This is a genomic window from Pseudomonas sp. Irchel 3H9 (assembly GCF_900187495.1).
Taxonomy (GTDB): domain Bacteria; phylum Pseudomonadota; class Gammaproteobacteria; order Pseudomonadales; family Pseudomonadaceae; genus Aquipseudomonas; species Aquipseudomonas sivasensis.
This window is the reverse complement of record NZ_FYDK01000007.1, coordinates 270,456-287,133: the sequence shown is the minus strand read 5'-3', so window position 1 is coordinate 287,133 and position 16,678 is coordinate 270,456. Positions and strand designations below refer to the sequence as shown.

Sequence of the window (16,678 nt, the reverse complement as noted above, 5' to 3'; positions counted from 1 at the left end):
GATCGGGAGGGGCTGATAAACGTGTAGGAAGTTTCATAGATTGCAGGCGGCGACCCAGGACAGGTCGCCGCGCGGGGAGGGAGGTCAGACTCGGAAGCGACCCACCAGTGCTTGCAGATGCGTGCCCAGGCGCGCCAGTTCGGTGCTCGACGCGGCGGTTTCTTCACTGGCCGCAGCCGTCTGCTCCGAGACATCGCGCACGTTCAGCACGCTGCGGTTGATCTCTTCCGCCACAGCGCTTTGCTGTTCGGCGGCGGTGGCGATCTGGGAGTTCATCGTCTGGATAGTCGAGACCGTGCGGGTGATGTTCTCCAATGCGCTGCCGGCACGGCGGGTCAGCTCGACGCTGCTGTCGGTGAGGCTGCGACTGTTGTCCATGATGGTCGCCACCTGTTGGGTGCCGCTCTGCAGGCCGGCAATCAGCTCTTCGATCTCTTCGGTGGACTTCTGCGTGCGCTGGGCCAGGCTACGCACTTCATCGGCCACCACCGCGAAGCCACGTCCGGCTTCACCGGCGCGGGCGGCTTCGATTGCGGCGTTGAGGGCCAGCAGGTTGGTTTGCTGGGCCACGGATTTGATCACGTCGAGCACGCTGCCGATCTTGTCGCTTTCCCGTTTAAGGTCGCCCATGGCGACTGTGGAATTGCCGACCTCAGTGGCCAGGCGCTCGATCTGGGCGATGGCTTCACCGACCACCTTGTCGCCTTCGCGGGCCTGCTGGTCAGCCGCTGCGGCGGCCTCAGAGGCTTCTTCGGCGTTGCGCGCGACTTCCTGCACGGTCGCGGCCATCTCGTTCATGGCGGTGGCTACTTGGTCGGTCTCGACCTTCTGGCTGTTGACCCCGGCGCTGGTCTGTTCGGTGACAGCCGACAGTTGCTCAGCAGCGCTGGCGATCTGGGTCACGCCCTCGCTGATGCCGCCGATCAACTCGCGCAAGCCCACGGTCATGCTCTGCATAGCCCTCTGCAACTGCCCCAGCTCGTCCTGGCGCAAAGACGTCAGGTTGTGGCTCAGGTCACCCGAGGCGACGCGCTCGGCGACCTTGAGCGTTTGGTCCAGCGGGATAATGATTTGGCGGGTGATCGCCCAGGCCGCCACCAGGCCAAAGATCAACGCCAGCACAGTTGCCAGCAGCAACAGGGACTTGGCTTGCGCGGCATCGGTGTCGCGCACCACGGTTTGGGAGAGGGTCAGTTTGTCGCTGTGGCCGAGCAACAGATCGCCTTGATCGCTCATGGTTTTAAGGGCCGCAGCGCTGGCCACCTGCGAGTCGCGGTACTGGCTGACAGCGGCGCGGTAGGCTTGCAGCGAGACGCTGGCCTGTTGCAGGTTGGTCGAATATTGCTCAGGCAGTTGGCCGTTGAGGCTGGTGATTTTCTTCAGGGCATTGTCGATGGCATCCAGTGCGGGTTGCTCGGCTTCGACCTTGCCGCTGTAGGTATAGCCGCGCACTTGGAAGCGCGCCTGCTGTATCAGTTTGCTCGCTTCCACCACAGTGTTGAACTGGGTGACGCTGTCGCCTTGCAGCAGGGCCTTCTCGATCTCATTGATCTTGAGCACCGCGTTGTCAGCGGTATCCCCCAGCTTGCTGCGGGCGTTTTCACGGTTGGCGCTGGCTTGCACCATGTCGCCGAATGCGCGCTTGTACCGGTCCACGGCGGCCAACTGTTCATCGACCAGGGCCGCGTCGGCGGGTTGTTCAATTAGGTTGCGGGCTTTATTCAGGCCGCTATTGAGCTTGTCCAGCAATTCGCTGACCGCGCCTGGGCCTTGTTCGCCATGGCGCAATTCATAGTCCCGGCGAGCCAGGCGCAGGTCCTTGGTCAATCCATTGAGGCTGGAGATAAAGCCCAGCTTGTCACCGCGACTGATCACATCGCCCAGGCCGGTCCAGCCGGTGAAGGTGATCATCAGTGTGAGTAGTAACACTAGGCCGAAACCTACGCCCAACTTGGTTTTGACGCTGACATTCCCCAGCTTTTCGGCTAACCAACGATACATGCTGCGAACTCCCCTGGAACAAGGCTTGGACTTATTCAGGGGTTATCGGCCTGCGCCCGGGATTCTGTAGCGAGGCAGCTCTAATGGCGGGGGCTTGCGCCCGATAGGGGGGATCGGTCGATATATTTATCAGCTGACAAACCGTCATCGGGGGCGAGCCCCTCTCACAAGGGGACAGCGCCGTTGTTAGAAGAGGCGGGCGAGCAGGGCGGTGACGGCGGTTTCAACCCGTAGGATCCGTGCGCCGAGTTGTACCGGCTGCAAGCCAGCCTTGGCCAATAGGTCCACTTCGTAGGGGATCCAGCCGCCTTCCGGGCCGATTGCCAGGGTAACCGGCTCATCCAGCCCACGGGGGCAAGCTGGGTAATCGCCTGGATGGCCGATCAGGCAAAGGGTGCCTTCGGTCATGGCCGGCAGGCGGTCTTCGACGAATGGCTTGAAGCGCTTTTCGATGATGATCTCGGGCAGCACCGTGTCCCGAGCCTGTTCCAGGCCAAGGATCAGTTGCTCGCGTATCGCCTCGGGCTCCAGGAACGGGGTCTGCCAGAAGCTCTTTTCCACTCGGTAACTATTGACCAGCACCACCTTCGGCACGCCCATGGCAGCAACGGTTTGCAGCACCCGGCGCAGCATTTTCGGGCGGGGAAGGGCCAGTATCAGGGTCAGGGGCAGCTTGGCTGGAGGCGGTTGGTCGAAGCTCACTTGCAGCTCGGCTTCGCTGGCTTCCAGGCGCAACAATTGCGCTGCGCCCATCAACCCGCCGATGCGCCCCACGCGCAGGCTGTCGCCTACGGCGGCGCGGTGGACCTCCTGCATATGCACCAGGCGTCGATCGCGCAGGATCACCCGGTCGGCCGCAATAAAGTCGGCCTCTTCAAGCAGCAGCAGGTTCACGGCTGGGTCGCTGGCGGCTGTTCGTCGTCGACGGGTTGGTCATCCGGGTGATCGCCACGCTTGCTGATCAAACCGCTGAACAGGATGCCGATCTCGAACAGCATCCACATCGGCACGGCCAGCAGGGTCTGGGAGAAGATGTCCGGCGGCGTCAGGATCATGCCGACCACGAAGCAACCGATGATCACGTACGGGCGGATCTTCTTCAGGTAGGCCACGTTGACCACGCCGATCCACACCAGCAGCACCACGGCCACCGGGATTTCGAAGGCCACGCCAAAGGCGAAGAACAGCGTCATCACGAAGTCGAGGTAGCTGGTGATGTCGGTCATCATCTCCACGCCGGCCGGAGTGGCAGCGGCGAAGAACTTGAAGATCAACGGGAATACCAGGAAGTACGCGAACGCCATGCCGGTGTAGAACAGCAGGATGCTCGATACCAGCAACGGCACCGCGATGCGCTTCTCGTGCTTGTACAGGCCCGGCGCGATAAAGCCCCAGATCTGATGCAGGATCACCGGGATCGCCAGGAACAGCGAAACCATCATCGTCAGTTTCAACGGCGTGAGGAACGGCGATGAAACGTCAGTGGCGATCATCGTCGCGCCGGCCGGCAGGTACTGGCGCAGCGGCGTGGAAACGAAGGTATAGATCTGCTGGGTAAAGGCGAACAGCCCGGCAAAGATGATGAAGATGGCCGCTACGCAACGCAGCAGGCGCGTACGCAGCTCGGTGAGGTGCGAGACCAGCGGCATGTGCTGGTCGTTTTCCGGTTTATCAGCGCTCATGGGGCTCGCGGCGGCAATGTAGGGTCATGGGGCGCGGGCGACGCAACGGGCGTCGGCGCAGGCTCGGTTGGCGCGGTAGGCGTCGGGGCGGCGGGCGTAGGCTCAACCGCTGGCGCAATGCTGTGCTCGGCCACAGGCTCCACCGGCTTGGCGGGCTCCTGGACAGGGGACAAAATCTTCCGTGCTTCCTGCTCCAACGACAGAATGTGCTCGTTGTGCAGTTGGCGGCGGATCTCGTCGGCGCCGATTTCCCGTTCAACTTCCTGTTTGATCGCGTTGAAACTGCGTTTCAGGCGCCCGATCCACAGGCCGGCCGTGCGCGCGGCACCGGGCAGGCGTTCCGGCCCCAGTACCAACAGGGCCACGAGGCCGACGAGCAGCAGTTCAGAGAAGCTGATACCAAACATTATTCAGTGCTCACGAGTCTTTGCGGGTCGGCTCTTCGACTTTCTCAGCCTGCACGTCGAAGGTGCGACGCTCGGTGATCGGCTGGGCGGCCTGCGGGTGCACAGGCTGGACCGGCGGTACGGGATTGGCGGCGGGGTCGGCAGGCTTTTCGTCGTCGTTCATGGCTTTACGAAAGCCCTTGATCGACTCGCCCACGTCGGTGCCCAGGTTCTTGAGTTTCTTGGTGCCGAACACCAGTACCACGACCACCAGAATGACGATCCAGTGTTTCCAGTCAAAAATGCCCATGCTGCAAATCCTCTAGTCTTAGTTATTCAAGCGGACGGGCGCGAGGCCTTTTCGGCATGCCCGGACAAGCCGAAGCGACGGTCCAGTTCATCCAGCACTGCCTGTGGATGCTGCCCCAGTTGGGCGAGCATGACCAGGCTATGGAACCACAAGTCGGCGGTCTCATAGATGACATCGCTGCAGTCGCCGCTGATTTGCGCATCCTTGGCGGCGATGATGGTCTCGACGGATTCTTCGCCGAGCTTTTCCAGAATTTTGTTCAGGCCCTTGTGGTACAGGCTGGCGACGTAGGAGCTGTCGGCGTCCGCACCTTTGCGGTCTTCCAGCACCTGGGCCACGCGGTTCAGGGTATCGCTCATGGTCAGTGTCCTGCGGAATAAATGGCGTGCGGGTCTTTGAGCACCGGTTCGACGGTTTTCCACTCGCCGTTCTCGAACACGCGATAGAAGCAACTGTGACGGCCGGTGTGGCAGGCGATATCGCCGATCTGCTCGACCTTGAGGATCACCACGTCGGCGTCGCAGTCGATGCGCATCTCGTGCAGGGTCTGCACGTGCCCGGACTCTTCGCCCTTGCGCCACAGTTTGCCACGGGAACGTGACCAGTAAATGGCACGCTGCTCAGTGGCAGTGAGGCTCAGGGCCTCGCGGTTCATCCAGGCCATCATCAGCACGCGCCCGGTCTTGTAGTCCTGGGCAATGGCCGGCACCAGGCCGTCACTGTCCCACTTGATCTCGTCCAGCCAGTCTTTCATGTTCGGCTCCGGCAATTTGCGACAGTGTATAACCGGATTGGCTATCGACGCACGATCAGATAAACACCCACGGCGACCATGATCCCCGCAGGCCAGTGGCCCAGTTGATTCAACGGCCCACCAATGGCCAGCATCACACCGCCCACCAGGTGCGCGGCGCCGAGCAGGCGCAGGAACCAGTCATCCTTGCGCTTGCGCCACGGCGGTTCCGGATCCTTGGCGTGGGGCTGGGACATGCGCTCAAGCAAGTCGCGAGTCATGTTGGCCAGGTGCGGCAGTTGTTCCATTTGGCTGTGCAGGTTACCCAACACGGTTTTCGGGCTCATGCGCTCGCGCATCCAGCGTTCGAGGAACGGCTGGGCGGTGTTCCACAGGTCGAGGTCCGGGTACAACTGACGGCCCAGGCCTTCGATGTTGAGCAAGGTTTTTTGCAGCAGTACCAACTGCGGCTGCACTTCCATATTGAAGCGCCGCGCGGTCTGGAACAGGCGCATCAACACCTGACCAAATGAGATGTCTTTTAACGGTTTCTCAAAGATCGGTTCGCACACGGTGCGGATCGCTGCTTCGAATTCGTTGAGTTTGGTTTCCGCCGGCACCCAGCCTGAGTCGATGTGCAACTGCGCCACGCGGCGGTAGTCACGCTTGAAGAAGGCGAACAGGTTGCGCGCCAGGTAGTCCTGGTCTTCCGGGGTAAGGCTGCCGACGATGCCGCAGTCGATCGCGATGTACTGCGGGCTCCACGGGTTGACGGTGCTGACGAAGATGTTGCCCGGGTGCATGTCGGCGTGGAAGAAGCTATCGCGGAACACTTGGGTGAAGAAGATCTCCACACCGCGTTCGGCGAGCATCTTCATATCGGTGCGCTGGTCGGCCAGGGTGGCGAGGTCGGTGACCTGCACGCCGTAGATGCGCTCCATCACCAGCACTTTCGGGCGGCACCAGTCCCAATACACTTGCGGCACGTACAGCAGCTGCGAGCCCTCGAAGTTGCGCTTGAGTTGGCTGGCGTTGGCGGCTTCGCGCAGCAGGTCGAGTTCGTCGTAGATGGTTTTTTCGTAGTCGGCGACCACGTCCACCGGGTGCAGCAGGCGCGCATCGGCAGAGAAACGTTCGGCAGCGCGGGCGAGGATGAACAACCACGCGAGGTCCTGACCGATGATCGGCTTCAGGCCTGGGCGAATGACCTTCACGACCACTTCTTCGCCAGTCTTGAGCTGCGCCGCGTGGACTTGTGCCACGGAGGCCGAGGCCAGCGGCTCGACGTCGAAGCGGGTGAAGACCTCGCTGATCTTCTTGCCCAACTGTTCTTCGATCAGTTTCATCGACTGCTGTGAATCGAACGGCGGTACGCGGTCCTGCAACAGCATCAATTCGTCGGCGATGTCTTCGGGCAGCAGATCGCGGCGCGTCGAGAGGATCTGCCCGAACTTGATGAAGATCGGCCCCAAATCCTGAAGCGCCAGACGCAGACGCGCACCGCGGTTCAGCTCCAGTTGCTTGCGCGGAAACCAGCGCCACGGCAGCACATAGCGCACCGCCAGCAGAAACCACGGCAAGGGTAGGGCGAACAGCAAGTCATCGAGGCGGTAGCGGATTACGACGCGCTGGATACGAAACAAACGGCGGACGGCGAGCAGCTTCATGCGTTATCGCTTGGATCAAGGGAACGGCTCAGGCGCTCGAAGCGCGCCTCAAGGCGTTCCAGGTCGATTTTGGCCTTGTCGAGTTCGCGAAAGCGCGCTTGCGCTTCCTGCTGCCCGACCAGGGTGCGCGATTCTTCGCTCAGGTATTCGGCGAGGTTCTGGTTGAGGCTGGCAAACCCTTGCTGGTACCAGCGCGTGCGGCTGCGCAGGTGCCCGCTTATCAACTGGGTGGCCACGGGGCCGATCCAGCGGGACAGCTCGTATTCCCAGTCCAGCTCCAGGTCTTGCAGCACGGCGGCCAAGTCCATCAGCACCGCGCTGTCGCCTTCCAGCGCCACTTCAGGGCTGTGCAGGATGGCGGTCTTGTTGCGGCTCAGGGCCAGGTGCAACAGGCTCGACGCCGGCGCGCGCAGAGTGCAGTCGGCTTCGGCGGCCCATTGGCTGGCCAGCAGCAGGCCTTCGTCGCTGGGCAGGATAAAAAGCTGCAAGGCGGGGCTGGTGCAGTCGACGGCAATGACCTTGCCCTCTAAATGCGCGAGCCGCGCCAAGGCGGTACTGTCCAGGCGCAGCACACGGTTGAGGCCGTGTTCGACGCTGGCGAGCAGGCCTGCGAGCAGCATCAGGGCTTGATGCCGCGGTGCAGGGCGACGATACCCGAGGTCATGTTGTGGTAGGTCACACGGTCGAAACCGGCTTCTACCATCATCGACTTCAGGGTTTCCTGGTCAGGGTGCATGCGGATCGATTCGGCCAGGTAGCGGTAGCTTTCGGCGTCATTGGTGATCAGCTTGCCCATCAATGGCATGAAGGCGAAGGAGTAGGTGTCGTAGACCTTGGACATCAGCGCATTGGTCGGCTTGGAAAACTCCAGCACCAACAGGCGGCCGCCCGGTTTGAGGACGCGCAGCATCGAGCGGATCGCGTCTTCCTTGTGGGTCACGTTGCGCAGGCCGAAGGCGATGGTCACGCAGTCGAAATGGTTGTCGGGGAACGGCAGCTTTTCAGCGTCGGCCTGGACGAATTCGATATTGCCGGCCACACCCTTGTCGAGCAGGCGGTCACGGCCAACCTTGAGCATCGAACCGTTGATGTCTGCCAGCACGACCTGACCGGTCGGCCCGACGAGCTTGGAGAACTTGGCGGCCAGGTCGCCGGTGCCACCGGCGATGTCCAGCACACGGTTGCCGGTGCGCACACCCGACAACTCGATGGTGAAGCGCTTCCACAGGCGGTGCATACCGCCGGAGAGCACGTCGTTCATCAGGTCGTACTTGGCGGCGACGGAGTGGAACACCTCAGCGACTTTTTCCGCTTTTTGGCTTTCCGGAACGTTCTTGAAGCCGAAGTGAGTGGTGGGTTCGGCATCGCTGCCTTTGCGCTGATCAGTCATATCGCTGTCACCAAAAGAGAATGCGGGACATGATAATCCCCAAGGCTTGCTTTGTCTTGGCAAGGCTGCAGGTAAGATAGGTGGTCACCGAGGCCTTTTGCCGCAGCGAAGGTATTCAAATCCCTATAAAGAGGAGTCATTGCAATGGCCCGTATAACCGTTGAGCGTGCACATTCCCTGGGTAAAGAAGGCGCACGGGCAAAGGCCGAGAAGTTGGCGCACAAACTCAAGGAGCAATATGGGCTTGAGCCGTCGTGGTCCGGCGATACCTTGAACCTCAAGCGCTCCGGGGTTAAAGGAACAGTATTAGTGGCGGATGATTCGCTGCGTATTGATGTGGAGTTGGGGCTGTTGATGTCGGCCATGAGTGGCACGATCAAGTCTGAAATCGAGAAAGCCTTGGATAAAGCATTGGCCTGATCGATTGTTCTTAGGGTGCCGATTCTAATTTTTCCTCCTACTTTGTGCCCAAGCCCTCAACTCCTGCGGGCCGTTCCTCCACCCTATTCTGCGTGAGGTGCACCATGGCCAAAGTTATCTTGAAGAAAAAAATCGACGTACAGACCGGCGCCCTGACTGACGTTAAAACCTACGCCCGCAAGATCTGGCTTGCAGGACTCGGTGCTTATGCCAAGGTCGGCAGCGAGGGCAGCGAGTACTTCAAAGAGCTCGTAAAGAGCGGTCAACATGTTGAAAGTAAAGGTAAAAAAGTTGCAGTTGAACAACTTGATGCCGCCAACAGTCAGATTGACCAAGTAAAGAGCAATGTCTCCGCTGTCAAAGGTCTGGTAGAAGTTCAGCTGGATAAAGTTGAAAAAGCTTTTGACACTCGTGTTGCAAGTGCCTTGAATCGAATCGGCATTGCGTCTAAACATGACGTGGAGACACTCTCTGCTAAGCTCGAAGAGCTGACGGCATTGCTCGAACGTGTCGCGCGTAAACACTAAGGAGACATCGGGATGGCTGTTAAAAAGACTACTCAGAAAGAAGGCAGCTCGTGGGTCGGGAAAGTTGAAGAATATTCCCGCAAAATCTGGCTCGCTGGTTTAGGTGTGTACTCGAAGATCGACAGTGACGGCAGCAAACTCTTCGAGACCCTGGTTAAAGACGGCGAGAAGGCCGAGAAGTTGACCAAGAGCACCGTTGGCAAACAAGTTAATGCCGCTAAGGCGACTGCCGGTTCGCGCATCAGTGATGCGAAGAAGCAGGTGCTGGGCACCTGGAGTGAACTTGAAGGGGCGCTGGATACACGTCTTAACAAGGCGATTTCGCGACTGGGCGTGCCGAGCCGTACTGAAGTCAAGGCACTGCACACCAAGGTCGATACCCTGACCCGGCAGATCGAGAAACTCACCGGCGCCAAAGTAGCTCCGGTGAAAACCGCAGCCGCGAAACCGGCTGCCAAGCCAGCGGCTAAAACCGCTGCTGCCAAACCGGCCGCGAAAAGCGCTGCCAAGCCGCTGGTTAAAGCCGCCGCCAAACCTGCTGCCAAGGCGCCAGCAAAAGCTACCGCAAAAACGGCTGCCAAACCTGCCGCCAAAACCGCCGCCGCCAAACCAGCCGCTAAACCAGTGGCCGCCAAAGCCGCTGCCAAGCCAGCAGCGAAAGCAGCCGCCAAACCGGCCGCCAAGGCCGCTGCCAAACCTGCGACCAAGCCAGCGGCTAAAACCGCTGCGGCCAAACCCGCAGCCAAGCCTGTTGCGGCAAAAACAGCGGCCAAACCTGCTGCGGCGAAGAAGCCCGCCGCTGCCAAAAAACCAGCAGCGACCAAGCCAGCCGTTGCGGCCAAGCCTGCTACCGCGACGACCCCTACCGCTTCATCAGCCAACTCGGTTGCTGCACCGACGCCCGCTGCCGTGAGCCCGACTGCAACGCCGGTTACCCCGACGCCATCCAGTCAGTCCTGATTTTTCCGGGACACATAAAAATGCCCGGCCTGAGAAGGTCGGGTTTTTTTTGCGTGTTTGGCGTTACGACACCAACGCTAGGCCTGCGCCGATCAGTTGTAAGTGATCGAAGCGGTAATGGCTGAGGCCAGAGTGCTTTGGGTAACGGCTGCGCCGTTTTGTGGTCCGCAGCGCCGAGCGGCAGGACTGCTCGGTTGCCGTAAACCGTCACTGTGCGGGCATCATCGGCCACAATGGGGATGATGTTCTGGACACCGTCACATCGCGCGCAGTGCCTGTATTGGCGAGCAGGCAGTCGTTGCCGGGCGCTGGCGTGCCGGAAACCGAAAGGTCACATTGGATGCGTTGGTGCAGGTGACTTTAGTCGACGTATACGACTAGGAAGCCTACGCGGGTTTTGCTAGGCCTGCTTCTATGCTCACTACGTACACCGTCAGGCTTTTAGATGACCATAAAAAGGTTCGGCAGGGAATTGAGCTGGGCAAAACCCAAAACCTGACCGAGCTGGTGACGGCCATTCGAACGGTCGCTCAAGGCCGGATTTACTTGAAACCCTGTAGGTGTCCTAAATATGAAATCGAGAGTGGAGCTTTCAACTCTGTTGCAAATGAACGCTTGTCCAGCACCCAAGGAGCAGGAAGTGTTGCGGTGTTTTCTCGATGGTATGACGGTAAATTCAATTGCTGCGAAGTTTTCGCGTAGTGCAAGTACCATCAGCACGCAGAAGCAATCGGCGTATCGCAAGTTGGGCATTAGCAGTGACAGCGAACTCTTCAAGTTCAGTTACCAGTTCGGCGAGCCGGGATGACGGCCCGTCAAACGGGCTCATCCAAATAACGCAGCGCCAACCGCTCCGTCGTCAGCCGTGTCGGCAATAGCAGGTGCGGCGCTACCAGCATCATGATCTGGTACACCACGACCCGTATCTCGCCTTCGCGATCAAGTATCCGCTGGTAATCCAGGGAAAACAGCAAGGTCATGGTGATCTGTTCCACCAATTGCCCCAGTGCCTGCGTGTCACTGACCACTTGCCCCGCTGCCTTCAATCGCGCCAGCAATGATGCCAGGGTACGTTTGAGCGCTGTAAGCAGGTTGCGAATGCCTTTGGCAAGCTTCGGTAGGCGTCCGGCCAAGTTGGACAAGTCCTGGAACAGAAACCGGTAGTGGGCCATTCGCTCGACAATCAGGTGCAGGAACAGCCAGTAATCCTCAGCCTTCAATTGTGCGTCTGCGGGCGGATCGAGCAACGGCGCCAGCTCACCTTGAAAACGCTCAAAAAGCCCAATGATCAGCGGCTCCTTGCCATGGAAGTGGTAGTAGAGGTTGCCGGGACTGATCCCCATTTCATTGGCCACCTCCATGGTTGATACATTCGGCTCGCCCTTTTGGTTGAACAACTGCAGGGCGCATTCAAGGATACGGTCGCGGGTCTTCATCCAGTCTTCTTAATGTGATCGTTGAGCTCAGCGCACTCGCACATAGGTGCCCGGCGCCGCTTCCATCGGTGGGTAATTCTGGTTGCCCAGAGCCGTGAGGGTTTCGCGTTGCACGCCCGAGCGCTGCTGGATCCACTCCAGCCATTGCGGCCACCAACTGCCTTCGACATGGTTGGCGTCGTAGTACCAGGCGCGTGGGTCGCTGCTCAGTTTCTGGTTCTCGACGTAGTTGGCCTTGGGGTTGCCCGGAGGGTTGAGGATGCTCTGGATATGCCCGCTGTTGGACAGCACGAAGCGCCGCTCGCCGCCCAGCAATTGTGTGGAGCGATACACCGCGTCCCACGGCGTAATGTGGTCGTTGATGCCGGCCACGCTGAAGCTGTCCACGGTGACCTTTTGCAAGTCAATGGGCGTGCCGCATACCTCCAGGCCGCCGGGATGGCTCAGTGGGTTGTGCTTGAAGAAGTCCAGCAGGTCGCCATGCAGCGCGGCGGGCAGGCGCGTGTTGTCGTTGTTCCAGTACAGGATGTCGAAGGCCGGCGGTTCCTTGCCCAACAGGTAGTTGTTGATCCAGTAATTCCAGATCAGGTCATTGGGGCGCATCCAGGCGAAGACCTTGGCCATGTCGCGCCCATCCAGCACTCCCTCTTGATAGGAGCGGCGTTTGGCGGCTTCCAGGGTTTGCTCGTCGGCGAACAGGGTGGCGGGGCTGTCGATCTGGCTGTCCAGCAGGCTCACCAGGTAGCTGGCGCTGGAGATGCGGCGTAGCTGACGCTTGGCCTGCAAGTGGCCTTGCAAGGCGGCGATGGTCAGGCCGCCGGCGCAGGCACCCATCAGGTTGACTTCTCGGGCGCCGGTGATTGCCCGGCATACGTTAAGCGCTTCCTCCAGCGCCGCAACGTAGGTGGACAGGCCCCACTCGCGGTGGCGCACATCCGGGTTGCGCCAGCTGACCATAAAGGTCTGCAGTCCGTTTTTGAGCGCGTACTGCACAAAGCTGTTGGCCGGGCTCAAGTCGAAAATGTAGTACTTGTTGATCTGCGGCGGCACGATCAGCAGTGGCTTGGCGTACTGTTTTTCGCTCATGGGCTTGTACTGGATCAGCTCCAGCAGCTCATTGCGAAACACCACCGAGCCAGGGGTGGTGGCAACCGTCTTGCCAACTTCGAACGCGTGCTTGCTCACTTGGCGTGGCAAACCGTTGTTGTGCAGCAGGTCTTCGAACAAATTGGCCACACCGCGCACCACGCTGTTGCCGCCGGAGTTGAGCAACTCTTTGACGGCCAGCGGGTTGAGCAGGGTGTTGGAGGGGGAGACGGCATCGTTGAGCAGGGAGAAGGCGAAGTGTGCGCGGGCCCGGTCATCGGCGCTCAGGGCGCTGTCGTCGATCCAGTGACGTGTCTGCTTCTGCCAGCTCAAATAGGCTTGCAGACTTCGACGGTAGAGCGGGTTGAGCTTCCAGGTGGGATCGCTGAAGCGGCTGTCATGGGGGTTGGGCTCGTGCACGGTCTCGCCCAACAGCACCCGACCCAACTGGCCGCTCAAGGCCCAGGCATGCCGGGCGGTGTGCACCGGGTTGCGCAAGCTGTGAGCGGCGACGCTGCGCAAGGTCGAGAGCAAGTCCCTGCCCCTGAGGCCGGTGATCGCATTTTGCGCATTGATGAACGCAGCAGGGGTAGGCGCCGGGTTCGTCACGGGTCTTTCTCGCATGAGCCAACACTCCTTCGTCTAGCCATCAAACAGGCACGCCAATTCAGAACCATAGTCGGTTCCTGGCAAGTTGCGCGGCGTTGCGTCCTTACACCGCCGGGCGTGGATGAATCACTGCACGCATTCGCTCCTCTTCCAAGAACTTCATGATGATCGGCGCCACGGCTTCGGCCCGGGTGATCAAGAACAGGTGGCCGTCATCGATGATGTGCAATTGCGCATTGGGGATGCGCCAAGCCAGCATGCGCATATTGATCAAGGGGATCAGCGGGTCGTCGTCCCCCGCCAGCACCAGGGTGGGCTGGCGGATCTTGTGCAGCCAATGGATGCTGGTCCAGCCCAGCCCGGCGAACAGCTGCCAGTAGTAACCGAGTTTGCCGGCAGATCGCACCTTGCTCGCATGTTCGGCGGCGAGGTTCGAGTCGCGGCGGAAAGAACCGCCATAAATCATCGGCGCGATACGCACCACATGGGACGGTTGGATGTAGCGGCGTGGGCTTGCCATCAGCCACAAAACCTTGGGCTTGCCCGGCACCATCACTGCGCCAGCCGCCGTAGCTGCCAGAATCAGTTTCTTGCAGCGCTCCGGGTAGTCGTAGGCAAACTGTTGCGCCAGTGCACCACCCCAGGACACGCCTACGGCGTTGACCTGGCCGTAGTCGAGATAGTCGAGCATGCGCGCGGTGAGCTTGGCCAGGCCGGGAAAACGATAGGGCCGCTTGGGGGTAGATGAGCCGCCGACGCCTGGCACATCGAATGCAATCACCTCCAGGTCCGGGTCCAGGGCCTGGACGAACGGAAACACCAACTCAAGGTTGGCGCCGATGCCGTTGAAGATCAGCAGCGGCGTCAAGTGAGGCTTGCCCGGGCGCACCGCCGTGCGGATGGTCTGGCCATCCAGGTCGATGGTGCGGAAGATGAACGGTTGCGGCATGCTCAAGCCCTGTGAGGTAGTCCGGTAGGTATTGGGTCAACGTGGGAGGGGGCTTGCTCCCGATAGCATCAACGCGGTGTAGCAGGCGCTCCGTGTCGCCTGCATCGGGAGCAAGCCCCCTCCCACATTTGATCCCATTTCAATCTAACGCTCATGTACGTAGGTTCCAGGTGCCGCTTCGGCTGCGGCGTAGGTTTTGTTGCCTAATGTCGTCGGCGCCTTCTTCAGCTTCCCGGCGCGCTCTGCCTGCCATACCTGCCAGTGCAGCCACCAGGAATCGGTGTGCTTGGTTGCGTTCTCCTGCCATTCCAGAGGCTTGCCCGCGAGGCTGTCGCTGGTCTGGTAGCGCGCCTTGGGGTTGCCCGGTGGGTTGAGAATGCTCTGGATATGCCCGCTGCTGGACAGCACAAATTCCACTTTGCCGCCAAACAACTGCGCCGACTTGTAGCAAGACTGCCAGGGTGTGATGTGATCGTTGGTACCGGCCAGTGAATAAATATCCGCCGTGACCTGCTTGAGGTCGATGGGCGTGCCGCACACTTCCAGTGCGTTGGCGCGTACCAGCGGGTTGTTTTTGAACAGTTCGATCAGGTCGCCATGGAAGGCGGCCGGCAAACGTGTGGTGTCGTTGTTCCAGAACAGGATGTCGAACACCGGCGGCTCGTTGCCCAGCAGGTAGTTATTGACCCAGTAGTTCCAGATCAGGTCGTTGGGGCGCATCCAGGCGAATACCTTGGCCATGTCGCGGCCTTCCAGCACGCCGGCCTGGTAGGAATGGCGCTTGGCCGCTTCCAGGGTCTGCTCATCCACAAACAGCGCCACCTGGGTGTCCAGGGTGGTGTCCAGCACACTCACCAGCAAGGTCAGGGCGTTGACCTTCTTCTCACCCAGCGCCGCGTAGTGGCCGAGCAGAGCGGTGCAGGTAATGCCTCCGGAGCAGGCGCCGAGCATGTTGATGTCTTTGCTGCCGGTGATCGCCGTGACCACATCGACCGCTTCCTTGAGCGCCTCGATATAGGTCGACAGGCCCCATTCACGCTGGGCCTTGGTCGGGTTTCGCCAACTGACGATAAAGGTTTGCTGGCCGTTGCGCAGGCAGAAGCGCGCCAGGCTCTTTTCCGGGCTCAGGTCGAATACGTAGAATTTGTTGATCTGCGGCGGTACGACCAGCAGCGGGCGCTCATGCACCTGCTCGGTGATTGGCTTGTACTGGATCAGCTCCAGCACGTCGTTGCGAAACACCACCGCGCCTTCAGTGGTGCCAAGGGACTTGCCCACTTCAAAGGCGCCCATGTTGACCTGGCTCGGCATGCCGCCGTTGTGCACCATGTCCTTGGCCAAATGTGACAGGCCGTCGAGCAGGCTTTTACCGCCGGTTTCAAAGAAGCGTTTGACTGCCGCCGGGTTGGCTGCGCTGTTGGTGGGGGCCATGGCTTCGGTCATCAGGTTGATTACGAAGTGGCCGCGGCTGATGTCCTGGTCCGACAGGTTGCTGTCGCCAATCCAGTCATGCAGTTCCTTGCGCCACGCCAGGTAGGTTTGCAGGTAGCGCTTGTAGAGCGGGTTCTGGCTCCAGGCCGGGTCGTGGAAGCGACGGTCGTCGCTCTCTGGCACCAGCTCCGATTTGCCGAACATCACATTCTTCAATTCAACGCCAAAGTGGGCGACGTGCTTGACGCTGTGCAACGGTTGCTTGATGGCTTGAGTCAGCACCATCTTGGCCGAGGCCAGTAAATCCTTTTTGCGTAACGCGATGATCGGGTTGAGCCCCAGGGTGTTTTCCGAGGCCTGGCGTTTCAAGTCATCGTTGTTCTTGTTACTCATCTACGACGCTCCATTGTCCGAAAGACGAGTACCGGGTACCGCCGTGCACCAAGTTTCGATACACAACACAAGCCTGGTACTGCGACTCGGGTGACCGTTGATACCGCATCGTCAAATGCAGGGAACTTGCCAGTTCCATTGGTTACCCGAGTTTAATTTTTTTCGCAAGCGGGCCAATCGTTGACCACGCGACAGGGCATTCAAACAGATGAAATTAGAAAATGCCCTCTAATGAGCGAGAAGCCTGGACTAGAGCATCAGCCGCACGACCGACTGACTCGGGTCGCGGGTTTTGCCGGCGGCTTTGAGCTCGGCGAGATAATCGGTCCACAACGCGTCCTGACGCACGGCCAATTGATAGAGGTAGTCCCAAGTGAACAGTCCGCTGTCATGCCCATCGTCGAAGGTCAATTTCAGTGCGTACTGACCGGCCGGTTCTACTTTGATCAACTTAACGTTGAGCTTGCCGAATTGCAGGATGGGTTTGCCGTGGCCCTGGACCTCGGCGGAAGGCGAGTGGGTGCGCAGCAGTTCGGCGGGAAGTTGGTATGCCTCGTCGGGCCCGTAGGTGAGGCCGAGGGTGTTTGAGGTTTTGTGCAGGTTTACAGCAGTAGGAAACTTGGCCATATGAGGTGCTCTTGAATAAACCGGCTTAAAAATGTGGGAGGGGGCTTGCCCCCGATAGCGGTGGATCAGTC

The 16,678-nt window shown here is 60.1% G+C and carries 18 protein-coding genes and 2 pseudogenes; 4 read left to right on the top strand and 16 right to left on the bottom strand.

From position 1 onward, the window contains the following. Nucleotides 1–84: 84 nt before the first annotated feature. From CKW32_RS28935 to ubiE, 11 genes and pseudogenes are all read right to left on the bottom strand, one after another. Nucleotides 85–798 carry a methyl-accepting chemotaxis protein gene (locus tag CKW32_RS28935; RefSeq protein WP_371854030.1) on the bottom strand — a complete coding sequence of 238 codons (714 nt, stop codon included), beginning with the start codon at nucleotides 796–798 and terminating at the stop codon, nucleotides 85–87. A gap of 144 nt (nucleotides 799–942) precedes the next feature. Continuing rightward, nucleotides 943–1,911, bottom strand: a pseudogene (locus CKW32_RS28930) (methyl-accepting chemotaxis protein); the annotation flags it as partial. 276 nt (nucleotides 1,912–2,187) lie between these two features. Beyond that, nucleotides 2,188–2,895, bottom strand: coding sequence for a 16S rRNA (uracil(1498)-N(3))-methyltransferase (locus CKW32_RS23490; RefSeq protein ID WP_095186136.1), 708 nt, complete (start codon nucleotides 2,893–2,895; stop codon nucleotides 2,188–2,190). Further along, nucleotides 2,892–3,683 (bottom strand): twin-arginine translocase subunit TatC, encoded by a 792-nt coding sequence (gene tatC, locus CKW32_RS23485; RefSeq protein WP_032890209.1) that lies wholly within the window; start codon nucleotides 3,681–3,683, stop codon nucleotides 2,892–2,894. The genes CKW32_RS23490 and tatC overlap by 4 nt, the downstream gene beginning before the upstream one ends. After that, on the bottom strand, nucleotides 3,680–4,090 hold the full coding sequence (tatB, locus tag CKW32_RS23480; protein ID WP_095186135.1) for a Sec-independent protein translocase protein TatB: 411 nt from the start codon (nucleotides 4,088–4,090) through the stop codon (nucleotides 3,680–3,682). Before tatB ends, tatC begins: the two co-directional genes overlap by 4 nt. A 10-nt stretch (nucleotides 4,091–4,100) precedes the next feature. Then, nucleotides 4,101–4,379, bottom strand: a complete 279-nt coding sequence (locus tag CKW32_RS23475; protein WP_032890214.1) for a twin-arginine translocase TatA/TatE family subunit — start codon at nucleotides 4,377–4,379, stop codon at nucleotides 4,101–4,103. Nucleotides 4,380–4,405: 26 nt separating this feature from the next. Continuing rightward, complete coding sequence (locus CKW32_RS23470) at nucleotides 4,406–4,738, bottom strand: phosphoribosyl-ATP diphosphatase (RefSeq protein WP_003209299.1); 333 nt, start codon at nucleotides 4,736–4,738, stop codon at nucleotides 4,406–4,408. A gap of 2 nt (nucleotides 4,739–4,740) precedes the next feature. Continuing rightward, nucleotides 4,741–5,133 carry a phosphoribosyl-AMP cyclohydrolase gene (gene hisI, locus CKW32_RS23465; RefSeq protein ID WP_032890216.1) on the bottom strand — a complete coding sequence of 131 codons (393 nt, stop codon included), beginning with the start codon at nucleotides 5,131–5,133 and terminating at the stop codon, nucleotides 4,741–4,743. A gap of 41 nt (nucleotides 5,134–5,174) precedes the next feature. Beyond that, nucleotides 5,175–6,779 (bottom strand): ubiquinone biosynthesis regulatory protein kinase UbiB, encoded by a 1,605-nt coding sequence (gene ubiB, locus CKW32_RS23460; RefSeq protein ID WP_032890218.1) that lies wholly within the window; start codon nucleotides 6,777–6,779, stop codon nucleotides 5,175–5,177. Continuing rightward, nucleotides 6,776–7,399 carry an SCP2 domain-containing protein gene (locus tag CKW32_RS23455; RefSeq protein ID WP_095186134.1) on the bottom strand — a complete coding sequence of 208 codons (624 nt, stop codon included), beginning with the start codon at nucleotides 7,397–7,399 and terminating at the stop codon, nucleotides 6,776–6,778. The genes ubiB and CKW32_RS23455 overlap by 4 nt, the downstream gene beginning before the upstream one ends. Then, nucleotides 7,399–8,169, bottom strand: a complete 771-nt coding sequence (gene ubiE / locus CKW32_RS23450; RefSeq protein WP_003171186.1) for a bifunctional demethylmenaquinone methyltransferase/2-methoxy-6-polyprenyl-1,4-benzoquinol methylase UbiE — start codon at nucleotides 8,167–8,169, stop codon at nucleotides 7,399–7,401. Before ubiE ends, CKW32_RS23455 begins: the two co-directional genes overlap by 1 nt. 144 nt (nucleotides 8,170–8,313) lie before the next feature. Here ubiE and CKW32_RS23445 point away from each other — a divergent pair, with 144 nt between their 5' ends. The 4 genes and pseudogenes from CKW32_RS23445 to CKW32_RS28740 form a co-directional block, all read left to right on the top strand. Then, nucleotides 8,314–8,589, top strand: coding sequence for a polyhydroxyalkanoic acid system family protein (locus CKW32_RS23445; RefSeq protein ID WP_053140503.1), 276 nt, complete (start codon nucleotides 8,314–8,316; stop codon nucleotides 8,587–8,589). Nucleotides 8,590–8,693: 104 nt separating this feature from the next. Beyond that, nucleotides 8,694–9,116, top strand: a complete 423-nt coding sequence (locus CKW32_RS23440) for a phasin family protein (RefSeq protein WP_032890224.1) — start codon at nucleotides 8,694–8,696, stop codon at nucleotides 9,114–9,116. 12 nt (nucleotides 9,117–9,128) lie between these two features. After that, entirely contained in the window at nucleotides 9,129–10,076 is a 948-nt protein-coding gene (locus tag CKW32_RS23435; protein WP_095186133.1) for a phasin family protein, read from the top strand. A gap of 477 nt (nucleotides 10,077–10,553) precedes the next feature. Continuing rightward, nucleotides 10,554–10,884: pseudogene (locus tag CKW32_RS28740) on the top strand (LuxR C-terminal-related transcriptional regulator); the annotation flags it as partial. Between the two features lie 7 nt (nucleotides 10,885–10,891). On the opposite strand, the gene CKW32_RS23425 reads toward CKW32_RS28740, so the two are convergent. From CKW32_RS23425 to CKW32_RS23405, 5 genes are all read right to left on the bottom strand, one after another. Continuing rightward, the gene (locus tag CKW32_RS23425; protein WP_032890239.1) at nucleotides 10,892–11,512 is read right to left on the bottom strand and encodes a TetR/AcrR family transcriptional regulator; all 621 of its coding nucleotides are present in this window, start codon (nucleotides 11,510–11,512) and stop codon (nucleotides 10,892–10,894) included. A 27-nt stretch (nucleotides 11,513–11,539) separates the two neighbouring features. Next, on the bottom strand, nucleotides 11,540–13,222 hold the full coding sequence (gene phaC / locus CKW32_RS23420; RefSeq protein ID WP_032890241.1) for a class II poly(R)-hydroxyalkanoic acid synthase: 1,683 nt from the start codon (nucleotides 13,220–13,222) through the stop codon (nucleotides 11,540–11,542). 88 nt (nucleotides 13,223–13,310) lie between these two features. Beyond that, nucleotides 13,311–14,156 carry a poly(3-hydroxyalkanoate) depolymerase gene (gene phaZ, locus CKW32_RS23415; RefSeq protein WP_032890243.1) on the bottom strand — a complete coding sequence of 282 codons (846 nt, stop codon included), beginning with the start codon at nucleotides 14,154–14,156 and terminating at the stop codon, nucleotides 13,311–13,313. Nucleotides 14,157–14,300: 144 nt separating this feature from the next. Further along, nucleotides 14,301–15,980 carry a class II poly(R)-hydroxyalkanoic acid synthase gene (phaC, locus tag CKW32_RS23410; RefSeq protein WP_095186132.1) on the bottom strand — a complete coding sequence of 560 codons (1,680 nt, stop codon included), beginning with the start codon at nucleotides 15,978–15,980 and terminating at the stop codon, nucleotides 14,301–14,303. Nucleotides 15,981–16,229: 249 nt separating this feature from the next. After that, the gene (locus tag CKW32_RS23405) at nucleotides 16,230–16,607 is read right to left on the bottom strand and encodes a gamma-butyrobetaine hydroxylase-like domain-containing protein (RefSeq protein ID WP_095186131.1); all 378 of its coding nucleotides are present in this window, start codon (nucleotides 16,605–16,607) and stop codon (nucleotides 16,230–16,232) included. Nucleotides 16,608–16,678: the final 71 nt, after the last annotated feature.